Origin of the sequence: Simiduia sp. 21SJ11W-1, from assembly GCF_024138675.1 — a bacterium.
Taxonomy (GTDB): domain Bacteria; phylum Pseudomonadota; class Gammaproteobacteria; order Pseudomonadales; family Cellvibrionaceae; genus Simiduia.
In genome coordinates this window covers 2,065,263-2,082,826 of sequence record NZ_CP090959.1, presented here as the reverse complement: position 1 = coordinate 2,082,826, position 17,564 = coordinate 2,065,263, and the positions used below count along the sequence as shown (strand labels likewise).

Annotated in this window: 15 protein-coding genes and 1 tRNA gene; 4 read left to right on the top strand and 12 right to left on the bottom strand. The window is 56.5% G+C overall.

All coding sequences use genetic code 11. From position 1 onward, the window contains the following. Nucleotides 1-11: 11 nt before the first annotated feature. Nucleotides 12-3,467 (bottom strand): exodeoxyribonuclease V subunit beta, encoded by a 3,456-nt coding sequence (locus tag L1F30_RS09250; RefSeq protein WP_253355539.1) that lies wholly within the window; start codon nucleotides 3,465-3,467, stop codon nucleotides 12-14. Beyond that, nucleotides 3,464-6,100 (bottom strand): PD-(D/E)XK nuclease family protein, encoded by a 2,637-nt coding sequence (locus L1F30_RS09245; RefSeq protein WP_253355537.1) that lies wholly within the window; start codon nucleotides 6,098-6,100, stop codon nucleotides 3,464-3,466. The genes L1F30_RS09250 and L1F30_RS09245 overlap by 4 nt, the downstream gene beginning before the upstream one ends. Nucleotides 6,101-6,288: 188 nt before the next feature. Between L1F30_RS09245 and L1F30_RS09240 the strand changes: the two genes are divergently transcribed. Next, the gene (locus L1F30_RS09240; protein ID WP_253355535.1) at nucleotides 6,289-6,921 is read left to right on the top strand and encodes an NUDIX domain-containing protein; all 633 of its coding nucleotides are present in this window, start codon (nucleotides 6,289-6,291) and stop codon (nucleotides 6,919-6,921) included. Between the two features lie 85 nt (nucleotides 6,922-7,006). Here the strand turns inward: L1F30_RS09240 and L1F30_RS09235 are convergent, their stop codons facing one another. Further along, nucleotides 7,007-7,297: a hypothetical protein gene (locus L1F30_RS09235; protein WP_253355533.1), complete on the bottom strand. Its 291-nt coding sequence runs from the start codon at nucleotides 7,295-7,297 to the stop codon at nucleotides 7,007-7,009. 155 nt (nucleotides 7,298-7,452) lie between these two features. Continuing rightward, on the bottom strand, nucleotides 7,453-7,902 hold the full coding sequence (locus L1F30_RS09230; protein WP_253355531.1) for a tol-pal system YbgF family protein: 450 nt from the start codon (nucleotides 7,900-7,902) through the stop codon (nucleotides 7,453-7,455). A gap of 89 nt (nucleotides 7,903-7,991) precedes the next feature. On the opposite strand from L1F30_RS09230, the gene rmuC reads away from it, so the two are divergent. Next, the gene (gene rmuC, locus L1F30_RS09225) at nucleotides 7,992-9,527 is read left to right on the top strand and encodes a DNA recombination protein RmuC (RefSeq protein WP_371922626.1); all 1,536 of its coding nucleotides are present in this window, start codon (nucleotides 7,992-7,994) and stop codon (nucleotides 9,525-9,527) included. A gap of 30 nt (nucleotides 9,528-9,557) precedes the next feature. Beyond that, on the top strand, nucleotides 9,558-10,025 hold the full coding sequence (locus tag L1F30_RS09220; RefSeq protein ID WP_253355529.1) for a DUF2489 domain-containing protein: 468 nt from the start codon (nucleotides 9,558-9,560) through the stop codon (nucleotides 10,023-10,025). Here the strand turns inward: L1F30_RS09220 and trmA are convergent. Continuing rightward, on the bottom strand, nucleotides 10,000-11,094 hold the full coding sequence (gene trmA, locus L1F30_RS09215) for a tRNA (uridine(54)-C5)-methyltransferase TrmA (protein WP_253355527.1): 1,095 nt from the start codon (nucleotides 11,092-11,094) through the stop codon (nucleotides 10,000-10,002). The two genes, L1F30_RS09220 and trmA, sit on opposite strands and share 26 nt — an antisense overlap. Nucleotides 11,095-11,270: 176 nt before the next feature. Here trmA and L1F30_RS09210 point away from each other — a divergent pair, with 176 nt between their 5' ends. After that, the gene (locus L1F30_RS09210) at nucleotides 11,271-11,678 is read left to right on the top strand and encodes a secondary thiamine-phosphate synthase enzyme YjbQ (RefSeq protein WP_371922625.1); all 408 of its coding nucleotides are present in this window, start codon (nucleotides 11,271-11,273) and stop codon (nucleotides 11,676-11,678) included. Between the two features lies 1 nt (nucleotide 11,679). Here L1F30_RS09210 and L1F30_RS09205 read toward each other — a convergent pair whose 3' ends face one another. The 7 genes from L1F30_RS09205 to rne all read right to left on the bottom strand — a co-directional run bounded on the left by L1F30_RS09205 (nucleotide 11,680) and on the right by rne (nucleotide 17,146). Next, nucleotides 11,680-11,988 carry a TusE/DsrC/DsvC family sulfur relay protein gene (locus tag L1F30_RS09205; protein ID WP_253355525.1) on the bottom strand — a complete coding sequence of 103 codons (309 nt, stop codon included), beginning with the start codon at nucleotides 11,986-11,988 and terminating at the stop codon, nucleotides 11,680-11,682. Between the two features lie 3 nt (nucleotides 11,989-11,991). Then, the gene (gene tusB / locus L1F30_RS09200) at nucleotides 11,992-12,273 is read right to left on the bottom strand and encodes a sulfurtransferase complex subunit TusB (RefSeq protein ID WP_253355523.1); all 282 of its coding nucleotides are present in this window, start codon (nucleotides 12,271-12,273) and stop codon (nucleotides 11,992-11,994) included. Nucleotide 12,274: 1 nt separating this feature from the next. Next, nucleotides 12,275-12,643: a DsrE family protein gene (locus L1F30_RS09195; protein ID WP_253355521.1), complete on the bottom strand. Its 369-nt coding sequence runs from the start codon at nucleotides 12,641-12,643 to the stop codon at nucleotides 12,275-12,277. A gap of 3 nt (nucleotides 12,644-12,646) precedes the next feature. Further along, nucleotides 12,647-13,033, bottom strand: a complete 387-nt coding sequence (tusD, locus tag L1F30_RS09190; protein WP_253355519.1) for a sulfurtransferase complex subunit TusD — start codon at nucleotides 13,031-13,033, stop codon at nucleotides 12,647-12,649. Nucleotides 13,034-13,094: 61 nt separating this feature from the next. Further along, complete coding sequence (locus tag L1F30_RS09185) at nucleotides 13,095-13,781, bottom strand: Bax inhibitor-1/YccA family protein (RefSeq protein ID WP_253355517.1); 687 nt, start codon at nucleotides 13,779-13,781, stop codon at nucleotides 13,095-13,097. 183 nt (nucleotides 13,782-13,964) lie between these two features. After that, nucleotides 13,965-14,052 (bottom strand) — tRNA-Ser (locus L1F30_RS09180). A gap of 157 nt (nucleotides 14,053-14,209) precedes the next feature. Beyond that, complete coding sequence (gene rne / locus L1F30_RS09175) at nucleotides 14,210-17,146, bottom strand: ribonuclease E (RefSeq protein WP_253355509.1); 2,937 nt, start codon at nucleotides 17,144-17,146, stop codon at nucleotides 14,210-14,212. Between the last annotated feature and the right edge of the window lie 418 nt (nucleotides 17,147-17,564).

The window sequence follows — 17,564 nt, the reverse complement described above, 5'->3', positions numbered from 1 at the left end:
AATATCGCTATTTATGCTATATCAACTGGCTGAAAGTGGTCGCAAAGCGGGAAATAAAGCGCCACCTTCACGGCCTCTGGCCCCAATTGGCGCGCCAGCCGCGCGTAGGTCATCAGTTGGCCCTGGTAGCGGGTTGCCTGTTCTGCAGCGAATTCGCCTAGCGTTTGGTTTGTGCCCGGCAGGCTGCTTTTGTAATCAATTACCCAGCGCACACCCTGATCCACAAAGGTTCTGTCTATTACCCATTGTTTGGCGCCCTGGGCTTTGGGCTCCCAGAGCGCGAGCTCTGTAGCACTGTGGGCGTGGTTGGGGTTGAGCAACCAGCGGCCGGTGTCAGACTGTGCCATTAACAGCAGCGCCTCACAGACTGTGTGGCTACCGGCCTCGGGCTGCTGCACAAGGGCTGCGCGCAGCTGTGCGGTAATGCGCGCTTGCTGGCGGTTTACAAAGTTCTCATCCGGCAGGATGGCCTGTTCGGTGCAATATTGGATTTCAGCATGTAAGGCAATGCCAATAGCGCGCCGGTCGGCGTCGTACAGCGGCAACAAATCCGGCCGGTTGAGCGGGTTTTCCCGTGTGACAGGCGCACTGGTTTTGCCGCGATAAGCCCCAAGTGGCGCCTCGGCGGTGGGCTCAACCCATTGCCAGCTGGGCGCGAGCCTGCGTATGCGGTTGGCGCCGATAAGTGGCGAATAGGGCGCGCGCCCTTGCCCGGTGATAGTGCGCACTCTGGCCGTTTCCACGCAAGTCTCCCAAATGCAGGCCAACAGCGCGTTTTTGGCGGGCGGCTGTAGTTCTCCGTCTTTGCGTTTAACGCAGGCAAACAAGTGCAGCTGCTTTACTGCGCGCGTGGCGCCCACGTAGAAGAGCCGGGTGGCCTCGGCCCTTGTGCGCTCGGCTTTTTCCCGTTGAATAAACTGGTAGAGATCGCTTTCTTCACGGTTGGAAAGCGGGCTCATCAACACTTGCTGATTGCCCTGTTCATCAATTTGATCAAGCCACAGTAGCAGCTCGCGGCTGTCGGCGCGGGGTAGCCTGTGCAGGCCCGGAATAATTACCTGATCAAACTCCAACCCCTTGGATTTGTGAATGGTCATGACTTGCAGCCTGGGGTCTGCATCGGTGGCGGGGGCGGCGTACAGGCGCGCTACTGCATCGGTAAAGGTTTGCCAGTCGCGCACCGTGGCGCCGTCGGTATGGGCTTCCAGCAGGTCAAAAAATGCCTGTGCATTGGCCAAATCGCTCACATCAAGCAGGCTATGGGCACCCCCAAGGGCCTGCCAGCAACCCTCCAGCCAATCGCGCAGGGGTTTGCGGCCCTGGCTTGCCAATACCTGTTCGAGTGTATCTACGGTGCGGTTCAGGCAGGCCTGGCCTTCGGTGCTTAAGTTAGATTGCGCCCGTGCCGCCTGCAACTGCGCCCATATGCTGGGGCGGCCGTCGGCAAGGGGGGTTGCAGGCGGGCCTTGAATCAGGGTGTGCAGGTCTGCATTGCCCAGGCCGCACCAGGGCGCGCGCAGCAGCGCCAGCCAGCTGATGCGGTCGGTTGGGTCCAGCAGCGCCCTTAACAGTGACATCAAATCCTGAATGGCCATGCGATTGCTGAGGTTGTCGAGCTCGGTGGCCTGATAGCGGAGCCCGGCCTGATCAAGCAGCCTCAGGCTGGCACGCAGGTGGCTACGGTTGCGGGCCAGCAATGCAATGCTGTGCTCCGGGTTTTGCTTGCGCAACTGCCCAATGAGCTCCAGCACCGCCTGGGCTTCGGCCTCGTTCGGGTCGAGATTGTCTTGGTCTGCGTCTTGGGCAAGCAGGGTGAGCTGCACGGCCTGGCCCTCAAGGGGCGGGCGTGCCGCAATGCTTGGCTGGTAGCGTACCTGGCCTCGGGTGACGTCATCCCGGGCGGGAAAGGCCGCCTGAAAATGGGTATTAACCCAATCCACTACGCCTTGTTGGCTGCGGAAATTCACCTGTAAATCGAGAGGCGTAAGGGGCACATCGCCAATACCTTGCTCGCGGGCCTGCAGGAAGATCCCCACCTTGGCATTGCGAAAGCCATAGCACGATTGCATGCCGTCGCCCACGATGAACAGGGTGCGGCCATCACCGGGCTCCCAGCCGGCGGTGAGGTGCTCAATAAGCTGTCGCTGGGGTACCGAGGTATCCTGAAATTCATCAATGAGTATGTGGCGTATGTGGTAATCAAGTCGCAGGGCCAGCTCTGAGGGCTCATCAAGTTGGCCAAGGGCGATGAGCGCCGCCTGGGCGGTATCAATAAAATCGCTGCAGCCCTCGCGGCTAAATACCAGAGTGAGCTCGGCGGCCAGGTGCGGTAACACTTGGGTTAAGGCTTCCAGCAGGCGCCATTGGTGATCGGCATAGTGCGGTGCCGGCAGGGCCCGCACCACCTGCAGCTGCGCCAGCAATTGGCTGTGTTGGCCGAGCCTGCCAATTAGCTCGCTCAGCCGCTCTTTGTAGGCCTTGGCACTTGCCTTGGTGACTTCAGGCGCCCGCTCCGTGGGGAAGCCCATGGATTTATCCAGTCGCTTGCGCCATTGCCCGTCTTTGCCGTTGGTGAGCAGCAGGTGGGTCAGCGCCTGATAATGGCCAAGGCTTTGGGGGAGGGCCGCGCCTGTAAAATCCCGAGGCAGGGCATGCAGTTCACCTAGCTGCATCAACGGGCTTTGCTTTTCGGCAAGTTCTGCATCGGCCGTTAAATTGGCCGCGCTGTAGCGGGCCAGCTCACAAAGGTTTGCCCCTTCTTCGCGTAGTACTTGATAAACCGCGTCTAGCTCTTTGATTACTAAAGACTTTAGGCTTTCCTCTAGGAAGCCTTTGGCGCCGTCCGAGCGGCTTGCCAGTGTGAGCCCCAGCCATTGGTCGCGCTGGGCCAGCAGCGACAACAACAGGCTTTCGAAGGTGTCGTAGCGATTGTCGAGCTCCAGCAGCAATGTGGCCAGGTGCTCGGCGATGGGGTGCTGGGTTTCTAGTTTTTGGTACAGCGCCAATATGGCCGCCCGGTATAGCGGCTCGGGTTGCTCGCTGGGCTCGGGCAGGCTGCCCATACCCGAGGCGAAGGGCAGCTGTTTGGCAATCTGGCGCGACAGCCCATCAATGGTTTGAATGCGCAGGCGGTTCGGGCTCTCAATCAGTGACCAACCCAGTTCTGCATCGCGGCTTAAGACCTTTTGTGCCAGCTCCCAGGTGGTGGCCTCGTGGGCACTTTCCGGGCGTGGCTGGTGTTTTGCCTGGGCCAGCGCGGCGGTGATGCGGTCGCGCATTTCACCGGCGGCCTTGCGGGTGAAGGTGATGGCCAGCAGCTCTTCGGGGGCCTCACAGGTGGTGAGCAGTGCCAACACACGTTGGGTCAGCAGGCCTGTTTTACCCGAGCCTGCCGGGGCTGAAACGGCAAAAGACCGGTGGATATCCAGCGCTTGGGCGCGCACCTTGGCATCAACGGGTGTGCTCATTGGGCTTGCTCCATCAGGCTGATTTGTTGTTGCTCGTCGGTGCGCAACAAGGTCGCAAATTCAGCCAGGTACTGTCGGCTTTGCAGGCTGGAAAACTGCAGCTCTGTATGGCCGTTCAACAGCTCTTGGGCAAGGCCTTCTAGCGCTTGCTGCCAATGGGCAAGCAGGGCCTGCCAGCTTTCAAGGCCTATGGTTTTATCGTTGGGTGCCTTAAGTCCTGGTGCCAGCGCCGGGTTGCCAATGCCTTGCAGTAGCTGGCGGGCCTGGCGTAGCTCGGCGAAGGCAATGCCCTGCACGTTTTCGCCCGCTTGGGTGAGTGCTACGGCGTAGAGCGGTAGCTGGGGTTCTTCCGGCCGTGGGCCCAGCCACTTGTTAATGTGAGTAACGCCGCTTTTGTAGTCGATGAGCAATTGTTGGTCGCCAATTTGGTCGAGTCTGTCGAGCTGGAGCTTTAAGGGGAGCCCGCCAATGCTGAATTCCAGTGCTTGCTCGAGGCCGGCAATGGAAAATGCGGGCCGCAGGCGCTCGTATTCAAACCAGGGCGCGAGCAGGTATTCCAGCCGCTCGCGCTCAAGGGCAATGAAGCGCTTGCCCAAGTACTCGGGAAGCTCTGCAAAGGCGGCATCGAGGGCTGCTTGCAGTGCTTGGGCGCGGGCCTCGGGGCTTTGTGTCGTGAGGTCTGGGCCTGCACGCCAGAAATAAAAGAGTGTTTGGTGCAGCAATTGGCCGCGCTCCAGCGCGTTTAACCCAGGCGTTGCCGGCTCTTTACGCCGCGCCCCCAGGCGCAGCGCAAAAAACGCCGCCAGCGGGCAGCGGGCCTGCCGGCTTAACATGCCGCTACCGCCGCGCAGGCGGGGCAGTTCTGCCGCACTCACTGCCGGTGCTTGTGCGGTACTGATCCACTCTAGTGGGCCTTGAGGTTGTTCGGGCTCTGCAATTGCGGGTGCCGGCATGGGTTCAAGGTGGGCAATCAGCGGGCTGGTATGCAGCTCGCGGTCGCCGTCGCGCGCGGGATGGCTGAAAATCACCGTGTGTGCCGCACATAGGAAGTTTCGGGTCAGGCTTTGGCAAAATGCCAGCTCTCGCTCGGCCGAGGCATGGGGCATTGCCAGCTCCCGTTGCAGCGCCGCCGGCAGCAAGGGGTTGGGCGCCGCCGGTGGCGGCCATTGGGTATCGTCCATGCCGATCACCCAAATTTGATCGAAGCTCAAGCCCGCCGATTCCAGGGTGCCAAGAATTTGCAGGGGCGATTCAGGGGTTTGCGGTTGGAACGGCTGGCGGCTGGCCACCTCGCTCAGCCAGTGGGCGGCCTCGCTACTGGTGAGTGGGCTTTCCAGTAAATCGGCCTCGCGCAATTGCAGCAGGCAATCCAACAGCTGGTTGGCTTGCTGGTGTTCCTCTGAATCAAGCACCCTTGGCCCCGGCCAGTTGAGGCTGTGAATCAAGCTGGTGAAGTGATTGGCCCATTGGCTGCCCGTGGCTTTGATGGGCAAATCCTGCAGGCTTTGGAGCAGGCCCGCCCAAGGCCGTATGGGTGTTTGGCTGTTGTCTGGGCGACCGGCTGCAAAGCGTTCAAGGCCGCGCGCCAGCAGTTGGAGTGTGATCTCGGGTGTGGCCGTTTCCAGCAGATAGCTGGTAAGCCAATGGCGCAGGCCCGTGTCGCCATCAAAACCGATAAACGGGCTGTTAAGCCAACTACTGGCTTGGGCCGGTGTCTTTGGCCAGCGCAGGCAGGCCAGCAATTGGTGCACCAGCGGGCATTGGGCCAGCGGCGTTCCGGCAGAGAAGTTAAAGGGCATGGTGTAGCGTTGGGTGCCAGGGCGGTGGTGGTGCGGCTCGAATACCCGTGCCAAGGCGCGCTCCAGACGTGCGCGGTTTTTGCCCAGGTTTGGGTCGATGATGGCAATGCGCTGATCGGGCTTTGCAGTTAATTGGGCCTTGGCCCAAAGCGCACAGGCCTGCAGCTCTTGTTTGGGATCTTTGCAGACGGTGCGCAGGCTTTGGGCGGCCTGCGTTTGATTGCTTTCAAGGCCGTGGTGTTCGCCAAAGGCGCAATCCAGTAGCGCCTGATGCAGGGGGGTGATGGTGTCAAAATTGAGCAGGTAAACGGCCTCACCTGGCGCCTGCTCACTGCTGTTTTTGGTAAGGTTTGCCAGTAGTAGACCAAGCTGCTGCTCTTCAAAACACAGGTTTAAGCGAGCGGCCTCTGTTTCGGCATGGCTAATCCAATGGCTGAGGCGTGCCTGTTCTGCGGTTTGCCCGAAGCCTGCCCATTGCGCTTTGCTCACTTGCCAGAGCTTCAGGTAGCTATAGGCTTGATCGAGCTGATCGATAAGTAGCCGTGGGTGAATAAGTGGTGCGGCATCGGGCGTTGATTGGATGGCTTTCGCCCACAGTTGCCGGCGGATTTGTGGGCCGGCCAGAGTGCACAGTGCTGCAGGCTCCCCACTGCGCTGAAGCCTTATCCAGCGCTCGTTTATCCAGCCCGAAAGGCTTTGAATTCGCGGAGCGCTCACCACCCCGGTTTGTTGGCTCGCCCAGGCTAGCAACACTTTGTTTTTAAGGCGATTGTTAGGGGTTAGGATCAAGGCGCCTTGGGCTAGCGGTTCAGCCAGTGGTTGTAGATTGATCAATGCGTTGCCCCATAGCCATTCGTAGAAGTAGCCGTGGGTTTTAGCGAATTGAGGGGGTGAATGCAACCGAAGTTAACCGGCCTTACGTATACACGCCACAAATGCAGCTAACAATCGCCTTTGCAGGGCTGCATTGTGCGTAAAACTTAGGCAGACACTTTAATAGGGTGGCAAAAGGTAGGCAGTAAATGGCAGATGAAGGTCTCATACAATCGGCGTGCGTTGTTATGGCATGCAACCAGAGTAGCGGTGTAACGGTATTGCTGGCCAAGCGCACCTCTGAGGTTCGCATGGCGCCGGGCCATTGGGTGTTTCCCGGTGGGGCACTTGAAGCCCAGGATAGGCAGCGGGCAAGCCCGGGCCTGAGCGGCCCTGCGCCTGAAGACTACATGCGCGCAGCCCTAAGGGAGCTTGCAGAGGAGGTGGGTGTCGGAGGTTATAGCGAGCGCCAATTGGTGCATATGGGCGAGTGGATAACCCCAACCTTGTTGCCCCGGCGCTATCGCACGCGCTTTTATTTGCTGGCAACCGGGGAGCAGCCTGAGCCCCAATGTGATGGCGTGGAGATTCTCCAGGCAATGTGGATTTCACCTTCTGAGGCGCTGGCCGCACACGCAAAGGGCGAGTTGGACATGATGTTCCCCACCGTTGCGTTATTGGACTGGATTGCCGAGTACCCAAGCGTTGAGGCCTTAAGCAATGCGTTGCAGGCGAACCCCTTGGCACCGGTGTTACCCGAACTTAAGCAAGAAAACGGCCGCCGCTATTTAGGTTTGCCCACAGGTTCGGGTTACCGGTTACAGCGCTGGTATGTGGATTAGCTTTGCAGTGGCGAGCGTGCAGTAAGGCGGATGCGCCTATCTTGAGAGCGGGCGCGGCCTAAAGGGGCCGCACCACTCCGGGGAATTAACCTGCCATGCGGGCTTTGTAGGCGCGCACCGCTTGGTTGAACTTTTCGGCGGTTTCTTTCATCTCGTCCACCATCGAGTTGTGCTGCGCCGTGCTGATATTGCACTTGAGGTATTTTTCGGCCTCGCCCACATAGGCCTGCACGTCGTTTTTGGCCTTGATCATCTGCGGAGTTACCGCTGTATTTGGGTCTGGAATTTCCGGCGGGGCTGGGCGGCTACAGGCGAACACTATCTGGCTAAAACCCAGGGCTCCAAGGGTGGCAGCTATTAAAAGGCTTCTTCTCATGGGTGGTGATCCTAAAAGGTGTCCCAAGTCGGGGGCTATAACTGAGCGCCAGAAGCCATTAAAGCCTGGCGCACCTTCATCTAAATTTAGCACAGAAGCCAAATTGTGCTTAAAACGATCGGCAATAGGGGGTAGCTGCATAAAGCTTGTGGTAATTAGGCAGGCTGGGTGAGGTCGTTGATGGCTGCAAGGTAGCGGGCGGGCTCTTTGGCCAGCATGTCTTGCCCGCCTTGGCTGTAAACGTTAAACAGGGTTATGCGTGCGCTCGCCAATTCACCTTGCTCAAGCTGCACCTGACCTTTGCGCATGAGGGCAAATAAATTATTGCGGCCCTCCGGGCAAAACTGTGCGGAATTCAGCGCTTCAAGGGCCTGCGACCACTTGCCCAATTTAAAGTAGCAATCGCCCAGCGCGGTAAGTACCCAGCCGGCCGCTTGATATTGGGTTTGCGGCTTGGGTAGCTGTACCCAAGCTTGGTAGAATGTGCGCAGCGCCTGATCGAACTCTGCGTTGTCGTAATGTTGGTAACCCTTGGCACACAGCGATTTGATGCGTGCAAGCAGTGCGGTGGAAAGTTCGGCGGTATCCGGCGGAGTATCTGACATCTAGGCTGGGCTCATATTCCTTCTGGCCGAATCATAACAAAGCCTTTTCACAGGCTCTAGCGGCCAGTCACACAGTTGGGGAGTTTTCATTGTTAATTGAAACCACGTTATTGCTTTGGGCGGCCGGCGGCTTTTTGGTTTGCCTGTGTCTATTGCTGCCTGTGTTATTTTGGCGCCTGAAACAGCAGGTGCTGGAACTTCAAAGCGCGCACGCGCTGGAGGTTGGCAGGCTCGAAAGTGCGCATCAGCTGAAAGAGCACGACCTCACCACACAAGTGCGCCGCCTGGAGCAGCAGGTGCGCGAGCTTAATGATGAAAAAGGCACCCAGGCCCGGACATTGGTCGAGCTGCGTGAGCAGTTGTCTGAGTCGCGTGAGGCCAGAGCGCGGGCGCAGCAGCAGGTGGCAGAATACGACCAGCTAAAAGCCGATGCATTGGCCGCGCGCAATACGCTCAGTGATTTGAAGGCCGAAAACAGCAAGCTTAAAACCGAGCTTGAGCAGCAGCAGTTGCGCATGGGTGAGCAGTTAAGCCTGTTGCAGGAGGCCAAGCAATCACTCACCAAAGAGTTTGAAAATACCGCCAATAAAATTTTTGACGACAAACAGCAGCGTTTTACCTTGCAGAGCAAGGAAGTGCTGGAAACTTCGCTCAACCCCTTGCGCCAACAACTGGGTGATTTTCGCAAGCGGGTAGACGATGTGTATAGCCAGGAAATGGCAGACAGAAACAAGCTGGCAGGCCAGATTACAGAACTTGCCAAGCAAACCCAAAAAATCAGCCAGGATGCCATTAATCTCACCAATGCATTGAAAGGAGACAGCAAGGCCCAGGGTAATTGGGGTGAGGTTGTGCTTGAGCGCTTGCTTGAAGAGTCTGGCCTGCAGAAGGGGCGTGAATACGAAACCCAGGTCAGCTTGCGCTCCGATGCCGGCAACCGCCGCAACCCGGATGTTATTGTGCGGCTGCCGGAAAACAAAGACATCATCATTGATGCGAAAGTAAGCCTGTTGGATTACGAGCGCTATTGCAGCGCTGAAACCGAGGCTGAACGGGCGCAGCATCTGCGCGCACATATCCAGTCTATGCGTGCCCACATTAGCGGCCTGAGCTTTAAGGATTACGAAAACCTTGAAGGTATTCGCACACTAGATTTTGTGTTTATTTTCGTGCCCATTGAGGCCGCGTTCATGCTTGCGCTGCAGGAGGAGCCTGCACTTTTTCGTGATGCCTACGATAAACACATTATTCTGGTAAGCCCCACCACCTTGCTGGCAACTCTGCGAACCGTAGAGAACATCTGGCGCTATGAAAAGCAAAACCGCAATGCCGAGAAGATTGCAGCCCAGGCAGGCGGCTTGTATGACCAGTTTGTGTTGATGCTGGAAGCCTTTGATGATGTGGGTAAAGCCATTGGCCGCACGCAAGATGCCTATGATAAAGCGCGTAATCGCTTGAAATCCGGGCGCGGCAATTTAATTAAGCGGGTAGAGGATATCCGCAAGTTGGGTGCGAAAACCAAAAAGCAGTTGCGTGGCGATCTGGTTAATGCCGCACTGGATGAGGCGGAAGCCGTGCCCGCCCTAGAGGCGAGTGATCCGGCAGCGGAAGCTGAAGACGCCTAAACACCGATTAACTATTGAGCAGGTATATACATGATCTATCTCGTTGTGTTGGCAGTGGCCATTGTCTTGGGTTTGGCTGGCTATGCGGCCTATTTGGCTTTGCAGGTGCGCCGCCAAAATCAAGACCAGCAAGCCCGCCTGGCGGAGCTGGAAGGGGTAATGGAAGATGAAAAAACCAAACGCATTAACAGTATTCGCATACTTGCGCAGGGCGTTTTGAAAGACGAGTTGTCTTATACAGAGGCGGCCATCCGCATTACAGCCTTGCTGGATATTCTAGGTGAGGGCAAGGCCGCGCGTGAAACCCACGTGGCCCTTTATAAGCTCGCTGATGAGACGCTGCATATTCCAAGGCTGGCAGACTGGCGCGCGCTTGATAAGAAAACCAAGCGCCGTTACGACAAAGAGCGCGCGGCCAGCGAAGCCAAGTATCGTGAATTCATACAAGACTCCGCCAAGCAGTTGGTAAGCTTTAGTTTGAGCGACGCCGCAAAATAGCCCCGCATTCCAGGTGATGCGTATAGGGAAATTGGTCAAACACCGCAAAGTGCTCAACGGAGTGCGTTTGGCTCAGGGTTTTCAGGTTGGCGTGTAAGGTGCTTGGGTTACACGACACATACACGATTGTTTCAAAACGGCTGGTGAGGGCCAAGGTGTCGTCATCCAGGCCCGCCCGGGGTGGATCTACAAAGATGGTTGAGAAGTCGTAGCTTGTTAAATCCAGGTGCGCCAGCCGGCGAAAAGGCCGCATCCCGTCTATGGCCTGGGTAAATTCTTCGCTTGATATGCGCACCACTTCAACATTGTCTACATTGTTGGCTTCGAAATTATAGTGGGCGGCCTGCACTGAGGTTTTGGAAATTTCAGTGGCCAGTACTTTGTTGAAGTTCTGGGCTAAAGGCACAGTGAAATTACCGTTACCGCAATAGAGCTCCAGCAAGTCGCCACGGCTGTTTTGTGTGTGCATGACTGCCCATGCCAGCATTTTTTCACACACGTCTGCATTGGGCTGGCTAAAGCCACCTTCAATTTGCTTGTACTCAAATTGCTGTTCGCCCACTTGCAATTTTTCGATGACAAAGTCGCGCTCAAGCAGGATTTTCTGGCGCCGCGAACGGCCAATAATATCTACCCCAAGCGTGTCCCGCAGTGCGCGGGCCTCTTTTTCCCACTGTGCGTCCAGGGGCTTGTGGTAGATGAGTGTGATGAGCGCATCATTACTTTTAGTGGTTAAAAACTCTACTTGAAACAGGCGCCTTCTCAATATTTCACTGTTGTTAACGGCGCTCAGCAGCGTTGGCATTAGGCTGTTAATGCGCACTGAACCCACGGGGAAGCTGTCTATCACAAAGGGGGTTTTGTATTGCCCCGGTTGATACATGGCGTAGCTTGCCTTGCCGTCTTGCTGCCAAATCTTGAATTCAGCTCGCTGGCGGTAGTGCTCGGCGGGTGAGTGGTAGGTAACAATATTGGGCAGCGAGAGGTCTGCAAATTGTTGTTTTAGCGTGGCGAGCTTTTCGCCTAGTTGCTGTTCGTAGCGCTCGGGTGCTACCTGATGAATGGCCATACGCCTGCCTGTAACCTGTAAAATAAAGCCAGCCATTATAGCTTAGTTGCCCGCCATAGTGGCCGTTCCGGGCCCGGCGCTTTGGCTATGCTCAAAGGTGCAGGCGGCGTAAAATGGCATGGGTTCAGTGCCCTGAGTGGGGCTCTGAACCTGCGTTGATTTGGAGGTAGTACCCAGTGATTATTCAATTAACGGTGGCGACACCCAGGCAGGGGTTGCACAGCATCACCGATCAGGTGCGCAGCGCCATTGCCGGCCACTGCCCGGAATCCGGGTTGTGTAGCTTGTTTGTGCGCCACACATCGGCAAGTTTGCTGGTGCAGGAAAATTACGATATCACCGCACAGCAGGATCTGGAGGCCTGGTTAAATCGGCTGGTGCCTGAGGATGACCCTTTGTATACCCATACGCTGGAGGGTGCAGATGACATGCCCGCACACATTAAATCAATGCTGACGGCCGTAAACCTTTCAGTGCCCATCATTGCGGGCGAGCTGGCCTTGGGCACCTGGCAGGGTATCTATCTGTGGGAGCACCGCCACGGGGCCCACCAGCGGGAAATAGTGATTCACTTGGGCGAGTAGGTTAAAGGCAGTTGGTGGGCCTTGGCAGGCCCGCGATTTTTGCCGCCAGTTTTGCCGGGCTACCCGGAAATAACTGCATGAGGTATATGCTGCGGCCTTTCTCTGCCCCCAGCGAGTTACCTATGTGCTTCACCAGCGGGCGCATGGCGGGTGCCAAATCGTACTGGGCATAGAATGCACGCAGGGCGTACAGTACTTCCCAGTGAGCATCTGTCAGGGTGATGCCTTCTTGTGCCGCCAGCCAAAGGGCGGCGTCTTCGCTCCAGTCTTCCAGATTCGCTAGAAAGCCGTCGTTGTCTAATGGGTACATGGCTCAATACCAGCTAACGATGGGGCAGTGTTGAGTGGTAAGCAGAACAAAGTCGTCATAGCTTAGGCTTTCTATGGCGTTTGCAGGCGTTACACCGCGGGCCAGGATGTCTGGCTCAAGCGCCAGCAGGCGGGTGCCGGTGAGCCGCCAAAGGGGGCTGTTGGCATCTTGCAGCTCGTAAACCGCGTCTTCCATCAGCAATATTGTATTGCCAGGGGCTGCAGACAGGCACTGGTTGAAAGCCGGGTGTGCGTGGGTGCGATTAAGCAGGTGCAATGCATTCATCTTAAAATCTCAGCACCTGGCTTGCTTCGCTAATCAGTGCGGTGAGCTGTTGGCTATCAATCAAGTGAAGATTTTCCAGCTCGCATGCAATTCCCCTTTGTGTCATGTCGGCACCCAGTGCGTAGAGTTTGTCTATGCCATAGAGTTCGAGTGCTGGCAGTTGTTTATTGATGGCAGGCAAACCCAAAGTGCCGGGGTTGTTGTGGGAATGTAGCGCCCAAACGCCATCAGCCATAAAAACCACGCTGATGTCTTGTTCAAATGCTGCAGCTGCGAGCAGGGCATCTACCCCTTCTTTCGCGCGAAAGTCTGCGGTGCCTGCGTGGGTAAAGATAAACAGCAAATGCTTAAGCTTAGGGAGTGGCTGCATGGGTTATCCGAAAGTTATCAGCCGATCAGCGCTAACGCTTGCTTCAACGAGTTGGCCTAAGCCCGACAATAAAAAATGTTCTGCAAGGTTGTGCGCTGGGAGGTTGTAGCGTTGCGCTTCACGGGCATCAATTATGCCGCGCCTTAAGGCTGCTGCTATGCACACAATCAATTCCGTTTGGTGTTTTTGTGCCAGCGCTTGCCAGTGGTTTTGTAGCGGTGTTTCACCTTGAGGGGGTTGCTGCAAGCTGCTTGCAGTTGCAACTGCGGCGCCATAAAAAAATACCCGTTCAAGGGTATGGCCGGCCTTAATGAGTGCCTGTGCGAAATTGAGTGCACCGCGCTCACCTGCACTCGCAGGTTCAGCAACAATCAATAAGGCGTATTTCATTGGGTGTGCCCTCAAAGCAAAAGAGCCCCAGCGGGGCTCTTTATTCTAGCGCATGCGGGGTTTAGTCGTCGCCGCCAAAGGCGCCGAGCAGGTGCAGCAGGCTGGTGAACAGGTTGTAGATGTTCAGGTACAGCGCAACGGTTGCCAGAATGTAATTGGTTTCACCGCCGGTGATAATGCGGCTGGTGTCGTACAAGATAAAGCCAGACATCAGCAATACAATCACCGCACTGATGGCCAGATGTGCACCGGAAACCTGAATGCCAAAAAAGCTCAGGCCAAACAGCGCGAGCATGGCAACGATGGCCACGATCAAGCCGATGAACAAAAAACCACCCATAAAGGTGAAGTCTTTACCGGTTGTTAGCACATAGCCCGAAAGGCCAAAGAACACCAGTGCAGTACCGCCAAGCGCTTGCATAACCACTGTGCTGCCGTTGGGCATTTGCAGGTAGTAGCTAAGTGTTGGCCCTAAGCTTGCGCCTAGCAGCGCAACAAAGCCGAATACCACCCAAAGGCCCGAAGATGAGTTTGCAGTGCGGGGTAAAACGAACCATACCAGCGCCAGTGCGCCCAGCGACATCATCAACGCTGTGCCGCGGCCAAGGCCGATAGCGATAGACAGGGCTGCACAAACAGCGCTCACCGCCATGGTGATTGCCAGCAGCATGTACGTATTGCGCAGCACCTTGCTAACCTCGGCACTGCGCGTTGCGGTAGCCGATGTTTGGTTATAAAGCTCTTGCATAACCTTCTCCGTGATTGGGTAAATTCTGGTTGTATCTTACAAACAACGCCTTCAAAAGCAAGCGAAATAGGGACTTTTAGGCACTGGGTTTTACGTAGATTTCCGTACTTTAGACCGCAGTAGGGGCCAAAAGTTTTAAGGTTCTTTGTGGGGTTTGGGGTGTCTGAACGACGAGGGGGAAAATGGCGGAAGGGGAGGGATTTGAACCCTCGGATGCTCGCACATCGCCGGTTTTCAAGACCGGTGCATTCGACCACTCTGCCACCCTTCCGTAGCAGGCGCAGATTATACAGAGGCAGCTCATCTTGGCAAGCTGTAAGTGCCTATTTTTTCTAAATTTTTTGTTCGTACAATTATTGCTCAGTGGTTTGTGCTCGGGCATAAAAAAAGGCCGGCAAATGCCGGCCTTTGGTGTTGCTTAAAGTGACTTATGCGTCCGCATCCGTTGTGCGCTTGTTGCGCGGATCGTTAGCCGGGCGGGCAATTGCCTTGGGTGCGCGCTCTATGGCTGCCGGGGTGGCAGTGTTAAGTGGGCGACCCTGGGGTTTTTGCCGGGTTTCGGTAGTAACCATCACCTGACCCACAGGCTTCGGGTTCTTGCGTGGGTCGTTACTTGGGCGCACATACTCGGCAGAAGCAGGCTGGCTTGGCGCTTCCTGCTTGGGCGTTGCCTCTGCAGTTGGCGTGTGCGGCTCAGTGGCCGGGGCTGCGTCTGCAACTGTGCCGGCATCTGGCGTGTCACTTGCGGCAGCGGGTTTCTCCGGTGCTGCGTCTTCTGTATCAGCCACAGGTGCTTGTTCACTGGAAGCTTTTTCAGCAGCTGAGGGCTCTTCATTAGCTGAAGGCTCTTCACTGGCTAAGGGCTCTACATTGGCTGAGGGCTCTACATTGGCTGAGGGCTCTTGGCTAGCAGAGGGCTCTTCACTGGCTGAGGGCTCTACATTGGCTGAGGGCTCTACATTTGTTGAAGGCTCGGTGCTTGCCGAGGCCACTTCAGCCGTTTCACTTTCAGCGGCTTGGGTAGCTTTCGGTCGTGCAGCGGGCTTTTCTTCGGCGCTGGCCTCAGTTGTTACAGGTGCGGCCTTGGCGCTTTCCTCGGTGCGGGCGGGTTTGGATTCCTGTGCCTGCGCTTTGGGTTGGCGTTCGGCCTTTACAGGTTTCTCATTGCCAGCGTCAGCCTGATCACTCGCTTGGCCATCTGCGTTTTCAGCATCGGTTTCGTTGCTCTTCTCGTGCTTTTCCAGCTGGTCTGAGCGGCGGCCGCGGCGACGTTCCTGGGTGCGACCACGACGTGAGTTCGGGCGGCGTGCAGGGCGATCGTCGTTGCTGTCTTCAGTGCCGTTGTCCTGCGCGTCTTGCGGCGCGGCTTCAGCCTCTGCATTCTGATCACGCGTTTCTGGCGTGGTGTTTTCATTGTCGTCTTTGTTGCCACCGCGACGGCGACGACGACGGCGACGGTTGCCGCGCTGCTCTTCGTTGCCTTCGGCGTTGTCGTCGGCTTTTTGGTTGCGCTTGTTATCAGGTTTTTCTGATTTGTCGGTTTTGCTGTCTACCTTGTTGTCGTCGGCATCATCGTTGTTGTTGCGGCCGCGGCCACGACGGCGGTTGCCACCTTGGTTGCGGTTGCGTGAATTGCGACGACGATCGTTGCCACCTTTGCTGGTTTTCTTGGGTTTGGGCTTGGGGGCAAACAGCACCAAAATTGCGGCAATCCACTGGGCAATAATGCCGGGCTTAGCCTCGGGTGTTGGCGTGGGCGCAGGTTGTGTTGGCGGTACCTGCTGTACTGCGGCGCGCGCAACGGGCTTGGGTGCTGCATTCATTTCCTGATCGGCTTCAACGAGTTCTGCCGGTGAAGAAATCTTGTAGCTGGTTTCCAGTGTGCCTTCGTCGTCATCGCGCAGGCGCTGTACTTCAAAGTGCGGCGTTTGCAGCTCGGGTTTTGGCACAATCAACACGCGAATGTTGTTGCGCGCTTCAATTTTGCTGATGGTTTTGCGCTTTTCATTGAGCAGGTAGGTGGCAACCGACACAGGTGCAATGGCGCGAATTTCAGCGCTGCGCTCTTTCTGTGCTTCTTCCTCAACCAGGCGAAGAATAGAAAGTGCCAGTGACTTGGTGCTGCGAATGGTGCCTTGGCCTGAGCAGCGCGGGCACACCTTCGACATGGTCTCTTCCAGCGAAGGGCGCAAGCGTTGGCGCGACATCTCAAGCAGACCGAAGCGTGAAATGCGGCCAACCTGTACCCGCGCGCGATCCATTTCAAGGGCTTCGCGGATGCGGTTTTCCACTTCGCGCTGGTTCTTGGCCGCTTGCATGTCGATGAAATCGATTACAACCAGCCCGCCGATGTCGCGCAGGCGCAGCTGGCGTGCGATTTCCGTTGCGGCTTCAAGGTTGGTTTGCAGGGCGGTTTCTTCAATGTCGCCGCCTTTGGTGGCGCGCGAGGAGTTGATGTCAATAGATACCAGCGCTTCGGTTGGGTCGATAACAATCGAGCCGCCCGACGGCAGTTTTACTTCGCGCTCGAAGGCGGTTTCGATCTGGCTTTCAATCTGGTAGCGATTAAACAGCGGGATGTCGTCTTCATAGAGCTTGATCTTGCTCTGGTAGTTCGGCATTACCTGCTGGATAAACGCACACGCCAGGTTGAAGGCATCTTGGTTATCGACAATTACCTCGCCAACATCCTGGCGCAGGTAGTCGCGAATGGCGCGAATGATGACGTTGCTTTCCTGGAACAGAAAGTGTGGCGCTTTGGAGCTGTCGGCCTCGGTTTTGATGGCGTCCCACTGGCGCAGCAGGTAGTCCATGTCCCACTGCAACTCTTCCGAGCTGCGGCCAATGCCGGCGGTGCGCACGATGATGCCCATGCCTTGTGGAATTTGGATGTCGCTCAGGGCGTCGCGCAGTTCGGCGCGCTCTTCGCCTTCAATGCGGCGTGAAATGCCGCCGGCGCGGGGGTTGTTCGGCATAAGAACCAGGTAGCGCCCGGCCAGGCTGATAAAGGTGGTGAGGGCGGCGCCTTTGTTGCCGCGCTCTTCTTTATCTACCTGAATAATGACCTCTTGGCCTTCTTTCAGAACGTCTTTAATTTTTACGCGGCCATCAACATCCTTTGGGGACTTATTGAAGTATTCGCGTGAAATTTCTTTGAGGGGTAAAAAGCCGTGACGCTCGGCGCCGTAATCCACGAACGCGGCTTCAAGGCTGGGCTCGATGCGGGTAATTTTACCCTTGTAGATGTTGGCTTTTTTCTGTTCGCGATTGCGATTTTCGATATCCAGGTCGTAGAGCCATTGGCCATCGACGAGGGCAACACGCAACTCTTCGGGTTGAGTTGCATTGATGAGCATTCTTTTCATGCTGTGCCTGTTTATTCAGGGCGCAGCAATGGTGCGTTGTGTGCTGTAAAGCTGTCTGGCCGCCTATAAACCCTTGCGCTACCTGAATTGGCTCGCAAAGTCGGCGGTTGATACTGGCCGCAACAAGCGGGCGTGCGTAGTGCCAAAAGGCCGCGCGCTGCTGTTATGTGGGTTGCTGTGGGTGCCAAATATCATCAAAAACTCAGTTTGTTTGCATTTAACGGTCTGCCAGTTCGGTTGCTGGCGCTACCAGGGTACATAACTAGGGGAGGTGCGTTCAGGGCTAGAGACAAATTGTGCTTGTCGCTACCGTGAGTGAGCTTTTGGCCGTCCCTTGCTGGTAGTGGCTTTTGTTCGAGTTTTAAAAACAGTCTTTTCAGTGCACTGCAGCAGTCATTGTGCGCAATTGTCACTGTGG

Excerpts from the sequence above, each read along its gene's own strand:
- trmA (WP_253355527.1), bottom strand. The coding sequence starts at position 11,094 with ATGGCCATTCATCAGGTAGCACCCGAGCGCTACGAACAGCAACTAGGC.
- L1F30_RS09250 (WP_253355539.1), bottom strand. The coding sequence starts at position 3,467 with ATGAGCACACCCGTTGATGCCAAGGTGCGCGCCCAAGCGCTGGATATC.
- L1F30_RS09205 (WP_253355525.1), bottom strand. The coding sequence starts at position 11,988 with ATGTACCCATTAGACAACGACGGCTTTCTAGCGAATCTGGAAGACTGG.
- L1F30_RS09235 (WP_253355533.1), bottom strand. The coding sequence starts at position 7,297 with ATGAGAAGAAGCCTTTTAATAGCTGCCACCCTTGGAGCCCTGGGTTTT.
- tusB (WP_253355523.1), bottom strand. The coding sequence starts at position 12,273 with ATGAATGCATTGCACCTGCTTAATCGCACCCACGCACACCCGGCTTTC.
- rne (WP_253355509.1), bottom strand. The coding sequence starts at position 17,146 with ATGAAAAGAATGCTCATCAATGCAACTCAACCCGAAGAGTTGCGTGTT.
- L1F30_RS09240 (WP_253355535.1), top strand. The coding sequence starts at position 6,289 with ATGGCAGATGAAGGTCTCATACAATCGGCGTGCGTTGTTATGGCATGC.
- L1F30_RS09195 (WP_253355521.1), bottom strand. The coding sequence starts at position 12,643 with ATGCAGCCACTCCCTAAGCTTAAGCATTTGCTGTTTATCTTTACCCAC.
- tusD (WP_253355519.1), bottom strand. The coding sequence starts at position 13,033 with ATGAAATACGCCTTATTGATTGTTGCTGAACCTGCGAGTGCAGGTGAG.
- L1F30_RS09185 (WP_253355517.1), bottom strand. The coding sequence starts at position 13,781 with ATGCAAGAGCTTTATAACCAAACATCGGCTACCGCAACGCGCAGTGCC.
- L1F30_RS09220 (WP_253355529.1), top strand. The coding sequence starts at position 9,558 with ATGATCTATCTCGTTGTGTTGGCAGTGGCCATTGTCTTGGGTTTGGCT.
- L1F30_RS09230 (WP_253355531.1), bottom strand. The coding sequence starts at position 7,902 with ATGTCAGATACTCCGCCGGATACCGCCGAACTTTCCACCGCACTGCTT.